At 60.6% G+C, this 15266-nt stretch carries 13 protein-coding genes; 8 read left to right on the forward strand and 5 right to left on the reverse strand.

Annotated elements, in window-relative coordinates:
* Nucleotides 1-9: 9 nt before the first annotated feature.
* Nucleotides 10-1428: a 23S rRNA (uracil-5-)-methyltransferase RumA gene (locus BGO89_10760; GenBank protein ID OJX56991.1), complete on the forward strand. Its 1419-nt coding sequence runs from the start codon at nucleotides 10-12 to the stop codon at nucleotides 1426-1428.
* A 52-nt stretch (nucleotides 1429-1480) separates the two neighbouring features.
* On the opposite strand, the gene BGO89_10765 is transcribed toward BGO89_10760, so the two are convergent.
* The 3 genes from BGO89_10765 to BGO89_10775 form a co-directional block, all read right to left on the reverse strand.
* The gene (locus BGO89_10765; protein ID OJX56992.1) at nucleotides 1481-4363 is read right to left on the reverse strand and encodes a hypothetical protein; all 2883 of its coding nucleotides are present in this window, start codon (nucleotides 4361-4363) and stop codon (nucleotides 1481-1483) included.
* Nucleotides 4364-4421: 58 nt separating this feature from the next.
* On the reverse strand, nucleotides 4422-5216 hold the full coding sequence (locus BGO89_10770) for a hypothetical protein (GenBank protein ID OJX56993.1): 795 nt from the start codon (nucleotides 5214-5216) through the stop codon (nucleotides 4422-4424).
* Between the two features lie 75 nt (nucleotides 5217-5291).
* A complete protein-coding gene (locus BGO89_10775; GenBank protein ID OJX56994.1) occupies nucleotides 5292-6746 on the reverse strand; it encodes a hypothetical protein in 1455 nt (484 codons plus the stop codon).
* Nucleotides 6747-6998: 252 nt separating this feature from the next.
* Between BGO89_10775 and BGO89_10780 the strand changes: the two genes are divergently transcribed.
* From BGO89_10780 to BGO89_10800, 5 genes are all read left to right on the forward strand, one after another.
* Entirely contained in the window at nucleotides 6999-7409 is a 411-nt protein-coding gene (locus BGO89_10780) for a 30S ribosomal protein S6 (protein OJX56995.1), read from the forward strand.
* A gap of 38 nt (nucleotides 7410-7447) precedes the next feature.
* Nucleotides 7448-7894 (forward strand): 50S ribosomal protein L9, encoded by a 447-nt coding sequence (locus tag BGO89_10785; protein ID OJX56996.1) that lies wholly within the window; start codon nucleotides 7448-7450, stop codon nucleotides 7892-7894.
* An 80-nt stretch (nucleotides 7895-7974) separates the two neighbouring features.
* A complete protein-coding gene (locus BGO89_10790; protein OJX56997.1) occupies nucleotides 7975-8844 on the forward strand; it encodes a TIGR01777 family protein in 870 nt (289 codons plus the stop codon).
* A gap of 95 nt (nucleotides 8845-8939) precedes the next feature.
* Nucleotides 8940-10682 carry a 2-oxoglutarate dehydrogenase, E2 component, dihydrolipoamide succinyltransferase gene (locus BGO89_10795; protein OJX56998.1) on the forward strand — a complete coding sequence of 581 codons (1743 nt, stop codon included), beginning with the start codon at nucleotides 8940-8942 and terminating at the stop codon, nucleotides 10680-10682.
* A gap of 183 nt (nucleotides 10683-10865) precedes the next feature.
* Complete coding sequence (locus BGO89_10800; protein ID OJX56999.1) at nucleotides 10866-11120, forward strand: hypothetical protein; 255 nt, start codon at nucleotides 10866-10868, stop codon at nucleotides 11118-11120.
* A 15-nt stretch (nucleotides 11121-11135) separates the two neighbouring features.
* Here the strand turns inward: BGO89_10800 and BGO89_10805 are convergent, their stop codons facing one another.
* Nucleotides 11136-11597 carry a D-tyrosyl-tRNA(Tyr) deacylase gene (locus BGO89_10805; GenBank protein OJX57358.1) on the reverse strand — a complete coding sequence of 154 codons (462 nt, stop codon included), beginning with the start codon at nucleotides 11595-11597 and terminating at the stop codon, nucleotides 11136-11138.
* 27 nt (nucleotides 11598-11624) lie between these two features.
* Here BGO89_10805 and BGO89_10810 point away from each other — a divergent pair, with 27 nt between their 5' ends.
* A complete protein-coding gene (locus BGO89_10810; GenBank protein OJX57000.1) occupies nucleotides 11625-12197 on the forward strand; it encodes a hypothetical protein in 573 nt (190 codons plus the stop codon).
* 18 nt (nucleotides 12198-12215) lie between these two features.
* Complete coding sequence (locus tag BGO89_10815; protein ID OJX57001.1) at nucleotides 12216-12893, forward strand: TIGR00266 family protein; 678 nt, start codon at nucleotides 12216-12218, stop codon at nucleotides 12891-12893.
* Here the strand turns inward: BGO89_10815 and BGO89_10820 are convergent.
* Nucleotides 12890-15193, reverse strand: a complete 2304-nt coding sequence (locus BGO89_10820) for a hypothetical protein (GenBank protein OJX57002.1) — start codon at nucleotides 15191-15193, stop codon at nucleotides 12890-12892. The genes BGO89_10815 and BGO89_10820 overlap by 4 nt on opposite strands.
* Nucleotides 15194-15266: the final 73 nt, after the last annotated feature.

The following is a 15266-nucleotide window of genomic DNA, read 5'->3' on the forward strand; positions in this document are numbered from 1 at the left end:
GGTAGAGGCATGAGGAAAGAACGTCCGGTTACATATGTGGAAGTCGCCATCGATACGATCGGATTCGAAGGCATCGCCGTCGGCCGCGTCGACGGTGTGGTTCATTTCGTCGAAGGGGCGCTCCCCGGCGAGCGCGTGACGGCAAGGGTCAAGGGCAAGAAGAAGCGGTTCGTCGAGGCCGTCGCCACGGAGATACACGAGCCGTCCGCCTACCGGCTCGAGCCCCCGTGTCCGCATTTCGGTGCCTGCGGCGGATGCAAGTGGCAGCACTTCGACTATGGCGAGCAGTGTGTATGGAAGAGGCAGCACCTGATCGACGCCTTCGAGCGTATCGGCCATGTCTCCGTGGGAGAGTACAGGCCTACCGTGGCCTGCCCCCAGCCGTATCACTATCGCAACAAGATGGAATTCTCCTTCGGGGCCTCGCGGTGGCTCACGAACGAGGAGATCGCCTCCGGTGAGATCTTCGAGACGTCGTTCGCACTGGGGCTACATGTGCCCGGACGCTTCGACAAGGTGCGGCACCTCGACGACTGCATGCTCCAGAGCGCACTGGCCAACCGTATCCTGAAGACCACGCACGAACTCGCCGAACGATATGGTATCAAGGCCCATCATCAGCGATTCCACGATGGATTCGCACGTCATCTCGTCATCCGCACGAGCGTGGCCACCGGTGCCGTCATGGCAATTCTCGTCACGACCTCGCCATCCGATGATGCCGAACGTGCCTTCATCGCATCCTGGCTCGATCAGCACGCAGGACTGCCCGCCGACTCCACGCTCGTCGCCGCCGTGAACGACACGCGTTCTCCTGTGGCCGTCGGTACCATCGTCGAACAGCGCGGTCCGGGCTACCTCGAAGAAGATTCTCACGGTATCCGCTATCGGATCTCGCCGTTCTCGTTCTTCCAGACGAATACCGTCCAGCTCCCGAATCTCGTCACCCGGGCCATCGATGCCGCGGATATCGGCAGTGACGACGTGGTATGGGACCTCTACTGCGGAACAGGAACACTGACGCTTCCCGCAGCACGCAGGGCGAAGCATGTCGTCGGTGCGGAACTCGTGGCATCGTCGATCGCCGATGCACGTGCCAATGCCGAACGCAACGGCATTGCGAATGTCGAATTCCATACCGTGGACCTGCATTCGGCGGCGGCCACGACGCTGCTCGATTCGTTCCCGAAGCCCGACGTCCTGCTGGTCGATCCACCTCGTGCCGGAATGCATGCCATGCTCGTCGAACATATTCTCCGTATCGACGCACCGAAGGTCGTCTACGTCAGTTGCAATCCGGCGACGCAGGCACGCGATTGCGCGCTGCTGGCAGAGAAATACGACGTGCGCTTCGTGACGCCGGTGGATATGTTCCCGCAGACCTTCCACGTGGAAGCCGTGGCTCTTCTCGAACGCAGAACGGAATGATCTCGCGTCACCGTCGGGTCATGGCCCGACGGTGACGCCATGCGTTCGACGATCAGCGTATCAACGAGTACGGTGATACCGTCGTACCGCGGAACGTGCGCATGCGGATGAAGTAGTTGCCGCTCGCACCGTCGGGAATCGTGATCGACTCGTTGTGTACGCCGGGCTGGACGCTCGGCTGGTCATAGACCGTGCGTATCTCGCGACCCAATGCGTCCACGATGTCGATGGTGACGGGCGTTCTGCTCTGGAGTTCGAAGATGATCTCCGTCGTACCGGGCGACAGCGTGGGGCCGTTCTCGACATGGACGATCCTGTCCGCTCGTGGCGTACGCACGAACGTCGTGGCGTTGAGCCCCATGTTCACGGCACGATTACGTGCAGCCCTGATCCCCTTGACCACGTCGTCATAGGTGCTTCCGGCGCCGATGACGAAGACGATCTGCTGCGTCTGGCCAGGTGAAAGGGCGAACGGCCCTGCACCGATCATCATCGACACGTCGGTGACGAGTGAATTGGAACGACCTATGCCGCTCGTCATCATCAGCCACTTCTTCGCCCTGATGAAGTTGTCGTAGATGCCCGGGTTGAAGGTCGAATTGCCATCGTTGTCGATGGCGTAGAAGTTCACGGTATTGGGCGAGATCATGCTGACGCCGACGCTCGGCAGGTCGGGACGGTTCGCGTGCTGCACCAGACCGATGCCGTTGTCGAAGTCCCATGCGCATCCGTTCTCGAGCCCGGCCGTCCCGATATCCCAATCGAAGAAGAGCGACAGGTAGACGTCGGACTGGACGGTATCGGTCCGGTTCGTGACGTCGTATACCGCCGTGATGACGTTGCGCATCGAGTCGGCAGGGGATTGATAGACATGCTGGCGTACGCTGACGCCGGTGGCATAGTTGTCGTAACGGTCGTCATAGCCCGTTACGGCGCGGATGCCGTCTGGTACACTGTCGCGCATGATGGACACGACGCGCGTCGCATGGAAGGACGTGTCCTTGAACGACGTGGCGGCACCGCGTACGACGTTCGAGAGATTCGTCGGCGACGTTCCGACGAGCAGACCCGATTCGAAGAGGAGGCTGCGGTCGTCGATATACGACAGTCCTATTCCCTGTTCGTTGTTCGGGTAGTCGTTGTAGCCGATGTTCCCCATGCTGTTGACGGTCGTCTTGATGTCGTTCTCCGTCATGTTGCGATAGGACGGGTTCACGGTGGCCGTGACGAGTTCGCGCATCACGGTACGACCGTCGGCGTCGGTCAGGACGATGAGCAGGCGCAACGTGCCGTTCATCGGTGTATCGTCGGGCAGGGTCAGTCGTACCATGTCCGTCAACGTGCGCTCTTCTCCACGCTGCATAGCCCCTACCGAGATCGGGCCGCTCGTGATGAGCGGGGCGACGTCCGACGGAATGATGCGGGTGGTCAGCGTGGCGTTGGACAGGGGATCGAGGATGTTCTTGACCGTCAGGCGCAGGGTGATATCCTCACCGGGGGCGAAGACATCGTCCGGCGTCTCCTCGATGAAGGTTGTCGACGTCAACGATGCCCACCGGGCTGTGGACGACTGCAGGGCACGAGGGGCGTTCACGCGCCCGGTGCCGATACGTCCCACGCTGAACGGATTCTCCGCGTCGATGTCGTCCGTCGTCGCCTTGATCACGGCCAGGACTTCATCGGGTCTGAAGTTCGGACGCACCATGCGCAGCATGGCAGCCACGGCGGCAACCACGGGCGAGGCCATCGACGTTCCGTCGTATGCCTCGTAGCCCTGATTGAGGACGGTGGACAGGATTCCCTGGCCAGGTGCGCTGACGTCGACCGTTGCGTGGAAATTCGAGAAGAAGGCCCTGCGGTCGGCCGTATTCGTTGCGGCTACGGACAGGACATTCGGATAGGCTGCAGGATAGTAGGCGAGGTCGTCGCCGTCGTTTCCGGCGGCTGCGACGATCAGCGCACCCAGGCCTGTTGCCGCATTGATGACGTCGATGTCGGCGAACGACTGTGCCGAGCTGCCGAAGGAACAGTTGATGACGGACGCCCCCATCGATGCGGCATAGAGGATTCCGTCACCCGTACGGCCCACCGTCCTGCTGTTGACATCATCGCGGCCTACCTTCACGGCAAGAATCCTGACGTTGCGTGCGACACCTGCGACGCCGAGGTGATTGTCGACGATGGCGGCACAGATGCCGCCGACGTGCGTTCCGTGGGGATTGCCGGGGAGCGGGGAGTTGTCGGGCGACTGTCCATCGGCACCGAGGAAGTCCCATCCCATCCAGTCGTCGACGAAGCCGTTGCGGTCGTCGTCGATGCCGTTCGAGCGTTTGTCGAAGCCATTGTTGTCGAGGCCCATCTCGCCGGTATTCTTCCATACGTTGGCGCCGAGGTCCTGATGCGTCGTGTCAACGCCTGTGTCCACGACGCCGATCACCGTGGAAACTCCTTCCGGGAGCATGTCCCATGCTTCGAAGGCGCCGATCTTGCCAAGATGGTATTGATCTACGGCAAGGGGGTCGTTGGGTGTTCCGTCGATACGGCGGACGGGAAGCGGTTCGGCGTAGTCGACATCGGGATGTGTGGCCAGCTTGCGCGCGAGTGTGAGGGGGGGCAGGAGCGCCGAATAATGCACGACGGCGATGCGGGCGACGGTATGACCGGGATTGCTGGTGACGATCGTCTGGGGACGCTTGTCGAGCGCCCATTGATAGGCCTTCAGCGTAGCATCGGAGACGTAGCCTTCCGAGGAATGGTCGCCGATGATCGAGGTGAGGGACGTCAGCGGGCCTTTACGACCGGCCTCGATCCACGCCCTGGCCGTCGGGCTGTCCGCGCGCAATCGCAGGACGACGGTCTGCGGTTCGACGTCATGGGCGGCATATGCCGAAACGGTAGAGAACAACACGGCCAGAAGAAGGTGCCGGAGTGTCATGTGCTTCCTTCGATGATACGCCGGATACGAGTGCTCGACGATTCGAAAAGTTACCGGCCTAGTTCTGCGGCGGCCATACGATGCGCTTCCTCGTCAGGCGTTCGTTGCCCAGGCGCACTTCCGCGATGTAGTCGCCGTTGCTCACGATCTTTCCCCGTTCGTCACGTCCGTTCCATACGATCTCGTACGTGCCCGGACCCTGGATGCCGCGAAAGACGGTGGCGATGATACGGGCCTGCGTCGAATACACGACGATATGGACTTCGATGGTCTCGTCGACGAAGTAGCGGATGCGTGGCGAGATGTCCTCGCTGAGGCCGAAGAACCGGCCGATGTCGCTGAAGTTGATCATGGCGTTGCCGGTGCCCATCGGCCGCATCAGTACGCCGGGGACGTACATGGAATTGGCGACGTTGATCTGTTGCTGCACCACTTGCTGTCCGCTCGGAATGAACATCGCCGTCGGAATGTCCATCGTGCGCATCGCCGCTTCCCATGGCGAAGGTTCGCGGTGGAAGGCGGTCGCCGTGCGGAGGATGGAGGACAGTGTTCTGGTAGCGATGGTGAATCGCAGGGACGAGCTGATGTTCGTCCGGAGCGCTTCGCGATATGCGGTGTCCTGTTCCGGCGTGAAGCGTATCGTCACTTCGCCCGGAACGTTGAGCCGGCCTTCCTGGTGTACCGTATCACCCGTGATGAATTCGGCCGGTGTGACCACTCGCGGCTGGAGCATGATGCTGCCGCCCTGTTGCTGCGACAGCACGGGCAGGAAGGACATGACGAGCACGACGAACGTGGTGGCGATCATCCTGCGGATGCGGAGGGAAGGGACGATGTGCTGCACGATCATCATAATGCCCTGAAAATACGGAAGCCGTCGTGGATGTACCGCGACGGCTTCCTGAAATGTTCATTGTCCGGCAATGGATCAGCCCTTGTACAGGTTGCTCTTTTCCGAATCGTTGAGGAGATCTCCGAGCGTCACGCCGGCACTGTCCGGTTGACGGGCCTGGCGGGGGAACGATCCGCCATCGCGTTCGCGGCGGTCTTCACGGCCCTCGTTCGACTGCTCGGCGCCCTTCATGGCGAGGATCAGCGACTGCGACGCGGGCACGACGTCCGCGACGATGACCGTGATCGTATCGCCGGGATTCAATTCGACCTTCTGTCCGCGGCCGATGCTCACGATCTTACTGCGGGGCATGAAGCCATCGAACGTTTCGGCGACGCGGACGACGGCGCCCTGCGTGGACGACTGCTGGACGATGCCCTGCGTTTCCATACCGACCGGAAGGATCGAGAGCACGTTCTCCCACGGATTCGACTGCGTCTGCTTGTATCCCAGGCCGAGTTGCTGCTTGTCCTCGTTGGCCGACAGGATTTCGACGTCGATTTCCTGGCCGATGGCGATCACGTCCGACGGATGCTTCACACGCTGCGTCCACGACAGCTCGCTGATGCGGAGCAGGCCTTCGATGCGCGGTGCCACCTGGACGTAGGCGCCGAAGTCCGTGATACGGCGAACCGTACCCTTGACGCGCTTGCCGACGGGATAGGCAGCGTTGACACCCTTCCACGGCGATTCTTCGTGTTCGCGGTGGCTCAGCGACAGCTTGCGCTTCTCGCTGTCCACTTCAGCGACGGTGACCTTGAGACGGTCGCCCTTCTTGACCACGGTCGCCGGGTTGTCGATGCGGGAATTCGACAGGCGGGATACGTGGACGAGGCCTTCCACACCGCCGATGTTGACGAAGGCGCCGAACGTCGTGACCGACGTGACGGTACCGTCATAGACCGCACCGGCTGCGATGGTGCTCCAGAATTCGTCGAGCAGGATGTCGCGGCGTGTCACCACGGCCGACTTGTATCCCGTATCGTCCGATTGCAGTTCATGGACCCTGACCTGTACCGTCTGGCCGATCGCCGTTCCCAGCTCCTCTTCGGGGACATTCTTGCGGATGCCGAAGTGCGATGCCGGCAGGAAGACGCGCATGCCGTTGTATTCGCCGCGCAGCCCACCCTTGACGCGCTCGATCAGCACGACGTCGAAGGTCGCATTCGTATCCTTCAGGTGCTGGAGCTGTTCGTAGGCTTCGTCGCGACGCTTGCGTTCTTCTTCCTTGCGCGCGCGCTCTTCGGCCTTCTTGCGCTGGTCTTCCGCCTGTTCCTCTTCCGTCATGGACGGTTCGGCGGCGGCAGGGGTGGGAGATCCGGGCGCTGCGTCGGCCGCAGGAGCGGCATCGGCGGCAGGTTCCGTTGTGGCTGCCGGGGCTTCGGCTACGGGAGCCGGTGTTGCCTCGGGGGCAGGGGCTGCCTCAGGGGCAGGCGTTGCTTCGGCGGATGCTTCCTCGATTGGCTCGGAAGCGTTGGTCAGGTCAGACATGCGACTAAACCACGAAATAAACGATTATGACAACTTCGGGCAGCGATGAGGTCACCCGATACCATTTAGAAGAGTTGCGAAGTTACGGTTTTTTGCTTACGAACGGCAGGGGATTGTTACATCACTATTCGGCAATATTTGTTTTCCATAAGGTAGTGCCGTACCTTTGTCGGCTCTTGCAGTGAATTCATTCCCCAATACCTGCCGTTGTATGGACAGCGACGGCTGCGAAAGCATCCATAGGAGGTCCTCATGAGTGTACGTCGCCTGTACGAAACGACCTACATTGTCAATGCGGCGCTCGAAGACGCCGACACCGAAGCGATCGTCAAGCGTGTATCCGACTACATCGTCGACCACGGCGGACAGATCGTCGAAGTCAACAAGTGGGGTCGTCGTCGCCTCGCCTATCCGATCAAGAAGAAGTACAACGGCTATTACGTGTACTGCTGCTTCGAATCGCCGTCGAACACCATTCCGCTGCTTGAGCGTTTCTTCGTTCTCGAAGACAACGTCCTGCGTCACCTGACGATGCAACTGGATCCGAAGCTCCGCGAATTCCGCAAGGTTCGCGCCGAAGCACAGGCTCTCCGTGCAGCCGCGATGGCCGAAGCGAACAAGTCAACTGGCGCACCGACGAAGTCGGAAGCTCCGGTTTCCTGATCAACCTTATTTCCGGACGTTGTTGAAGAGAGAAAACCATGAACGTAATCCTTCGTCAGAACGTGGAAAACCTCGGTGAGATCGGCGAAATCGTGGCCGTGAAGCCTGGGTATGCACGCAACTACCTGATTCCGAACAACATGGCATACATGGCCACGGCCGGTGCCATCCGTTCGCTCGCAACCGAAAAGAAGCAGTATGAAGTGAAGATGGCCAAGGCCAAGCAACAGGCCGAAGTCGTCGCCGCTCAACTCGCGGAACTGCAGATCACGATTCCGATGCAGGTCGGTGAAGAAGGCCGTCTGTTCGGTTCGGTCACGGGTCAGATGATCGCCGCCGAACTCGAACTCCGCGGCTTCCACATCGATCGCCGCACGATCATCATCGAAGAGCCGATCAAGACGCTTGGTATCTTCGACGTGAAGGCCAAGCTTCATCCCGAGATCACCGCTACCCTCAAGGTGTGGGTGATCGGCCAGGAATAAGCCGCAAGGTCTTCGTCGCACTGGAACTTCGGGGCCTCGTGGTATGTAACCACGGGGCCTTTTACATTTGGAGGACTATCATGCGTGTCGTTATCGCAGGAGGGTCGGGCTTCATCGGCACGGCTCTCACCGAAGCCCTGAATGGTGAAGGACACGACGTCGTCGTGATATCCCGCAAACGCCGCCACGTCGAAGGCGCTGCGAGTGCCGGATGGGATGACGATCTCGTAGCGTTGTTCGATGGTGCCGGAGCCGTCGTGAATCTCGCCGGTGCGAACGTCGGAGCCCATCGCTGGACGTCGTCCTACCGCAAGGAGATACTGGACAGCCGCGTGAGCAGTACGCGCGCCATCGTCGATGCGATTCTGCACTGTGTGCGCCCGCCAGCCCTCGTCAACGCGTCGGCCGTCGGCTTCTACGGCGATACGAGCATTCCCGGAGACGAATCGCAGCCCGCGGGTGCCACGTTCCTCGCCGACATATGCAGACTGTGGGAGGCCGAGGCTGAACGCGCCGGCACGGTCACACGTGTGGCCGTTCTGCGGCTGGGCCTCGTACTCGATCGGAACGAAGGAGCACTGCCCCGTATGGCCGGCCCCATGAAGTTCTTCATCGGCGGACCGTTGGGTCCAGGGGATCAATGGATGCCGTGGGTCCATCGCGACGACGTCATCGGGGCATTCCGGTGGGCCATCGCTTCGCCGCAGGTTCACGGGCCGTACAACATCACCGCACCGGGCATCGTGAGAATGAAGGAGTTCTCGAAGGCACTCGGAACAGCATTGCACCGACCGTCGTGGCTGCCCGTTCCTTCCATCGTCCTGCGCATCGTGCTGGGTCTCCAGGCCGACCTCGTGATTCACGGACAGTACGCTCATCCGATGCGGACGGAAATGGATGGCTTCCGTTTCCGCCATCCACACCTCGCGGAAGCTCTGGCATCGCTCTGATGCCCGTCGTTACGTTGCCCAATCCCTCAACTTTCGGTATGTTGCGGCTCTTTTTTCGTATCCGAACCGACACATTTACCGCGGAGACGCGCGACATGAACGTAGAAGTCGTGATGCCCAAGATGGGCGAGTCAATTCAAGAAGGCAAGATCCTTCGTTGGGTCAAGAAGGTTGGCGACAAGGTCGAGCGTGACGAGGTGATTCTCGAAATCTCCACGGACAAGGTGGATACCGAGGTACCGTCGCCGTCCGCCGGCGTGATCGTACAGCTTCTCGCTAACGAGAACGATACGGTCGAGGTCGGCAAGGTCATCGCGATCCTGAGCACGGATGCCAATGCGTCCGTTCCTGCCGCAGCCCCTGCACCCGCACCTGCTGCAACTCCTGCGCCCGCTCCGGCCCCTGCCCCCGTGGCCGCAGCCCCTGCACCCGCACCTGCTGCGACTCCTGCGCCCGCTCCGGCCCCCGCTGCCGGTGGTGCCGAAGTCGACGTCGTGATGCCCAAGATGGGCGAATCGATCCAGGAGGGCAAGGTCCTGCGCTGGGTGAAGAAGGTCGGCGACAAGATCGAGCGCGATGAAGTGCTCCTCGAAATCTCCACGGACAAGGTCGACACCGAAGTACCGTCGCCGACGGCCGGTGTGCTGTCCGCCATTCTCGCGAACGAAAACGACGTCGTCGAAGTCGGCAAGGTCATCGCCCGCATCGCAACCGGTGCCGGCGCATCGGTACCTGCCGCAGCCCCTGCACCCGCAGTGGCCGTTCCTGTTCCTGCGGCAGCACCCGCACCCGCTGCTCCTGCCACGAACGGTGCCGCCAAGTCGGTCGCAGCCCCTGCCGTCGCGTCGGCTGCCACCTCCAGTGTTCCCCGTACGTCGGGTGGACGTTTCTACTCGCCGCTCGTGCGCAGCATGGCCGCAGTGGAAGGCGTGAGCGTCGAGGAGCTCGACCGCATCCAGGGAACGGGTCTCGAAGGCCGCGTCACGAAGACCGATTTCCAGAACTATCTCCGCACACGTACGGGTGCTCCGGCTCCCGTTGCAGCTCCTGCTCCGGCTGCCGCCCCGGCACCTGCGCAAGCTGCGGCTCCTGCAGCGGTTTCCACGCCGTCGCTGCCGATCGGCGCCGATGACGAAGTGATTCCCATGGACCGCATGCGTCAGTTGATCGCAGAGCACATGGTGCGCTCGAAGCAGACGTCGCCGCACGTCACGAGCGTGGCCGAAGCCGACGTCACGGGCATCGTCAAGCTCCGCGAGAAGATGAAGGGTGCCTTCGAGAAGCGCGAAGGATTCAAGCTCACGTATACGCCGTTCTTCGGTATGGCCTGCGTGGAAGGCGTGAAGCAATGGCCGATGGTCAACGTCAGCGTCGATGGCAAGAACATCATCCTGCACAAGCGCGTCAACCTCGGCATGGCCACGGCGCTGGACGATGGCAACCTCATCGTTCCGGTGATCAAGAATGCTGACACGCTCAACGTGACCGGCATGGGCCGCGCGATGAACGATCTGGCGCAACGTGCCCGCACGAAGAAGCTCGTCCCCGACGATATCTCCGGTGGCACCATCACGATCACCAACGTCGGTTCCTTCGGTTCGCTCTTCGGAACGCCGGTCATCAACCAGCCGCAGACGGCCATCATGGGTATCGGTGCCATCCAGAAGCGTCCGGTCGTACGCACGGTCAACGGTGAAGACCTCATCGTCGTCCGTCACATGGTCTACCTCTCGCTGACGTACGATCACCGCGTCATCGACGGTGCTCTGGCCACGCAATGCCTGGCCGCCATCTGCCGTTCGCTCGAGAACATGAACGAGCAGACCGTCGTGGTCTGATAGACGATACATCGAACATCATACGGCGGCGGCGTGGACCATTCCATGCCGCCGTCGTCGTTTGATGGACATGGTCTTTCCGATTCGTCACCAGCACACGGGGTGAAAATCCCGATCAGGGGGGATGTGCCATGGTGAGTGATGCCATTATGTTGCGACCGGAAGATCGCCGAATGGGCATATATGATCGATCGAAACGGAAAGGAGATGATGCATGAAGAAGGTGTTGATCCTGTTCGCTGCAGGTCTGTTCTGTACGTCGTTCGTGCCGCAGGACGATCCGCTGGCGGCGTGTTCGGGCAGCGTGCCGTGCAGTGCGTGCAGGAACTGTACGCGCTGTGCTCATTGCGCGAAGCGGGGAGGAACCTGCGGTACCTGCCGCAGGAACGGATTGCACGAGCCGGTACCGGAAGAACGTTCCTGTATGGGGCCGCATAGTATGTGATGCGATGACTATCTCCCGGCCTCACGCTCGAGGATGATCGTCACAGGACCGTCGTTCACCAGCGCGACGTCCATCATCGCGCCGAAGATTCCCGTGCCGATGTTCAGCCCATGCTCCTTGCCGCGCTCGCGAACACGTGCCACGAGCATGTCGTAGAGCGGTTCGGCGTGTTCCGGGCGTGCAGCGTCGATGAAGGATGGACGCGTTCCTTTCTTCAGATCGCCGTAGAGCGTGAACTGTGAAACGACGAGGATTCCGCCGCCGATGTCCGATACGGAACGGTTCATCTTCCCTTCATCGTCGGAGAAGATGCGGAGCGATAGCAGCTTGTCGGCCATCCATTCCATTTCGGCGGGGGAGTCGCCATGGGTGATGCCGACGAGGGCGAGCAGACCCCGGTCGATACAACCCGTCACCTGACCATTCACGGTGACGGAGGCGGACGATACACGCTGGACGACGATACGCATGGCCGCGAATATGTACATTCGCGGGAAATGTCCGACCAAACGAAGAGGTCCATCATGAACGTAGAACTGCCGTCCTGGATAGCGGAATGGAAGGCGCCCGAGCCACATGCCGGGCATGAAGAACGCATGAAGGCAGTCATCGATCTCGTTCGCCTGAACATCAGACATCGTACGGGTGGCCCCTTCGCTTCCATCATCGTGAACGACGACACGGGTGCCGTGGCCGGCGTCGGCCTCAACCTCGTCACGTCGCTCAACCTCAGCATCCTGCATGCGGAGATGGTCGCCATCATGATGGCGGAAGAAGCGGCGGGAACGTGGGACCTGGGAGCGACGGGACGGTATACGATCTATGCATCGGCTGAACCATGCGCCATGTGCATGGGGGCCATTCCGTGGTCGGGCCTGCGTACGCTCGTCATCGGTGCGCGCGACGAGGATATCCGGGCCATCGGCTTCGACGAAGGCGTCAAGGCCGACAACTGGATCGACGGCTATGCCCAGCGCAACATCCACGTGATCCGCGACGTATGTCGCACCGAATCCGCCGCCGCACTGAAGGAATATGCAGCGTCGGGCGGTCATATCTACAACGGTTGATCCAACCAAGGAGATGTCATGAAGTTCTCGATCGAATACAGCCCGGTGTATTCCATGCTACGCGTCGACATGCAGCAGGGTGAGCAGTTCCGGGGCGAATCCGGCGCCATGGTGTCGATGAGCCCGACCATCGAACTCGAAGCCACGTCGAGCGGCAAAGGTATTCTCGGCACGTTGAAGGCGGCCGTCGGTGGCGAATCGCTGTTCGCATCGTTGTTTTCGGCCGTACACGGCAATGGCGAGCTGATCCTCGCACCGTCCGCCCCCGGTGACATCGTCCAGCTCGATCTCCGCAACGAGACGTGGTTCGCGCAAAGCGGAGCCTATCTCGCCGGTGATCCTTCGCTCACGCTCGATACACAGGGATCGATCAAGGCCCTGATCTCGGGGGAAGGACTGTTCCTTTCCAAGATCTCGGGTACGGGCACGCTCTTCCTGAACTCCTTCGGTGCCATCTATACCAAGGACCTTCAGCCAGGTGAACGGTACATCGTGGATACGGGCCATATCGTGGCCTTCCCGTCGACCGTCACCTATACCATTCGCAAAGCAGCGCGCGGCCTCTTCTCCACGATCGCATCCGGCGAAGGCCTCGTCTGCGAATTCATGGGCCCCGGCCGGCTGTACATGCAGACGAGGAACGTCAGTGCCTTCGCCCGCATGTTGCAGCCCTTCGTCGCCAACAGCGGAAGCTAGAATTTCTCGGTCCTGACGGTGCAGAGCACCGACGTCAGATCGTTGAAGACGATGTCGTCCGGTTCGCCGGCGATGGCAGGGAGGTCGATCACGGCCTCCTTGCCCGTCATATGGAGACGCATGCGGTAGACCTTCTTGTCTTCCGTCACGATCTTGATCGGTATGTACATGCGGAAGGTTTCGGGGACGTCGTCCTGGCGGACGCGGCACGTGATCTTGTACGTTCCGTCGGCCTGCTTCTCATGCTTCCAGGCGAAGGTATAGGTGGGGATGTCGTTGCCGTGTACCCATTGATCGAAGAACCACGACATGTCCTGTCCGGCGTGCTTCTCGACGGTACTGCGGAACGTCTCCGTCGTGGCGGACTTCAGCTTGTGCGTGGCGTAGAAGTCCTTGAACATGGTCATGAAGGCATCTTCCTTCATCGTCGTCAGATCGAGCATCATGTTCCGCAGCATGTGCACGACCCACGCACCCTTGTAGTAGATGAACGTGTTGTATTCTCCGCCGCTTCCGCCGGAGGAGACGCGGCCGCCGAGCGAGATGGACGGCGGCTTGCGGAACGTGCCGAACATATTCTTGCCGTTGTTCCGGATGCTCTTCGAGTACTCTTCCAGCAGACGGAAGAACTTGTCGCCCTCGCTTGCCGCGAGCTGCGAATAGAGCAGGCACGAATACATGGCGAAGCCCTCGCTCAGCCATTGATCGCGATAGGAAAGGAAGTCGACGGCGATACCCCACCACTGGTGGGCCACTTCATGTGACGTGAACTGTTCGCCGAAGAAGTCGTCGGTCCTGGCATCCTCGACCTTGTAGAAGGCGAGCGTCGAGAGATGGAGCATGCCCGGAAACGCTTCTCCGTGGAAGGCCGGCAACTCCGTCGCATAGAGACGATTGATGGGCAGGGGACCGAACAGCTTCGTGAAGAAGTTCAGCGCCTGTTTCACATCCGTTTCCACGACGTCGACCTGGTCCTTCGTGTAGTAGTTGAGCTGGACATCGGGATAGCCGTTGCCTTCGATCGTCTTCTCGCGAAAGAGACCGATGTTGAACGAGGCATTCCTCATCTTGCGTCCGAGCAGCCAGCGGCTGCGTACGATATCGCCTTGCTTCTCTTCCGATGCCTTGTCGCCGATCGATACGAGGATATAGCGGCGGTCGTGTTCGAAGACGAGATCGAAGAAGGAGAGCTGCTTGTATCCATGATAGGGATACCAGTCGATCGACGTCTTGAGGAACGTGATGTCGCCCTGACGTTCGATGACTTCACCGTGATACGTTATCACGAAGGCCGTACGTTCACCGCGGCGCATCATCCGCGGCAGTTTGATCCAGAGAAGGCCGCTTTTGTCCGGACGATGCGTCGTCAGCATCGCTCCGCCGTGTTCGCGGACGGAGTCCACCGTCAGGCGATAGTTCAGCGACAACGAGATCCACTCCGCCGAGTCCGTCGTTATCGTGACGTCCATGCGGTCGGTCGTCTTCATGGCCAGGGATCTGTCGATGCTGCAGACGATCGTATGCTGGCCGACGTAGATCATGTCTCCCGCCGATACGCTGTTGCTGTCGACGGCTGCGACACCTTCGGGTGGAGGACATTGGTTGACGGACGTCCAGTTCCATCCCAGCGTACCACGCTCGCCGATGGTGAGCGTATACGGTTCCGTATCGTAGGGATCGGCGCCGATGATGGCCTGGTATTGTCCTTCCTTGCTGTAGGTCTGGCAGATGAAACCCCGATCGCCTCGCCGGTTGTTAAGGATGGCGCGCGCGAGGGTGGGTTCCACCTGCTTGCCGTCGGTGGAGACATAGGCTTCCACACCTGCGGCCATGATGCCGCGCACATCGCTTCCGGGCCGTTCCGTGGGCTTGTGGGTGCCTGACTTGAACTGGGCTGTCATGTCATCGTCGACGAACAGGAAGAAGGCCGAGGTGAATTCCTCGTTGTAGACGTCGTTCGGATAGAAGCGCTGGAGATTGATTTTTTCCACAGGCAGGGTAGGCGTGAAGATCGCCGACCCCTTGCCGATGAAGACGGCCGATACCGGACGCCCGCCGACCGGACTGCCCAGATGGACGGTACCGCTCACCAGCATGATGGTGACGGGACCATGTTCGATCATCAGGCCATCTACCTCATAAGTTCCATTGGAATCTGGTACTTGGTTCCTGAATGCCGTCAGCATTTCGTCGTACGATCCGAAGGACTGCGCCCAGGAAACCGGGCCGCCGCAGACGGGGAGGAAGATCAGGATGAAAGATCCGGAAAACGACGAGAGAAAGGAAACGATAGTACCCATGCTATGAATATCGATAGGTGAATAGAGGGCGCGAAGATACCCAACATGTATTTTTGTTCAATGGGCCGGAAGC

The organism is Candidatus Kapaibacterium thiocyanatum (assembly GCA_001899175.1).
Classification (GTDB): Bacteria; Bacteroidota; Ignavibacteria; order Kapaibacteriales; family Kapaibacteriaceae; genus Kapaibacterium; species Kapaibacterium thiocyanatum.

What these genes read in the sequence shown, in the direction of transcription:
- BGO89_10760 (OJX56991.1), top strand. Translation starts at nt 10, where the DNA reads ATGAGGAAAGAACGTCCGGTTACATATGTGGAAGTCGCCATCGATACG.
- BGO89_10765 (OJX56992.1), bottom strand. Translation starts at nt 4,363, where the DNA reads ATGACACTCCGGCACCTTCTTCTGGCCGTGTTGTTCTCTACCGTTTCG.
- BGO89_10770 (OJX56993.1), bottom strand. Translation starts at nt 5,216, where the DNA reads ATGATGATCGTGCAGCACATCGTCCCTTCCCTCCGCATCCGCAGGATG.
- BGO89_10775 (OJX56994.1), bottom strand. Translation starts at nt 6,746, where the DNA reads ATGTCTGACCTGACCAACGCTTCCGAGCCAATCGAGGAAGCATCCGCC.
- BGO89_10780 (OJX56995.1), top strand. Translation starts at nt 6,999, where the DNA reads ATGAGTGTACGTCGCCTGTACGAAACGACCTACATTGTCAATGCGGCG.
- BGO89_10785 (OJX56996.1), top strand. Translation starts at nt 7,448, where the DNA reads ATGAACGTAATCCTTCGTCAGAACGTGGAAAACCTCGGTGAGATCGGC.
- BGO89_10790 (OJX56997.1), top strand. Translation starts at nt 7,975, where the DNA reads ATGCGTGTCGTTATCGCAGGAGGGTCGGGCTTCATCGGCACGGCTCTC.
- BGO89_10795 (OJX56998.1), top strand. Translation starts at nt 8,940, where the DNA reads ATGAACGTAGAAGTCGTGATGCCCAAGATGGGCGAGTCAATTCAAGAA.
- BGO89_10800 (OJX56999.1), top strand. Translation starts at nt 10,866, where the DNA reads ATGATCGATCGAAACGGAAAGGAGATGATGCATGAAGAAGGTGTTGAT.
- BGO89_10805 (OJX57358.1), bottom strand. Translation starts at nt 11,597, where the DNA reads ATGCGTATCGTCGTCCAGCGTGTATCGTCCGCCTCCGTCACCGTGAAT.
- BGO89_10810 (OJX57000.1), top strand. Translation starts at nt 11,625, where the DNA reads ATGTCCGACCAAACGAAGAGGTCCATCATGAACGTAGAACTGCCGTCC.
- BGO89_10815 (OJX57001.1), top strand. Translation starts at nt 12,216, where the DNA reads ATGAAGTTCTCGATCGAATACAGCCCGGTGTATTCCATGCTACGCGTC.
- BGO89_10820 (OJX57002.1), bottom strand. Translation starts at nt 15,193, where the DNA reads ATGGGTACTATCGTTTCCTTTCTCTCGTCGTTTTCCGGATCTTTCATC.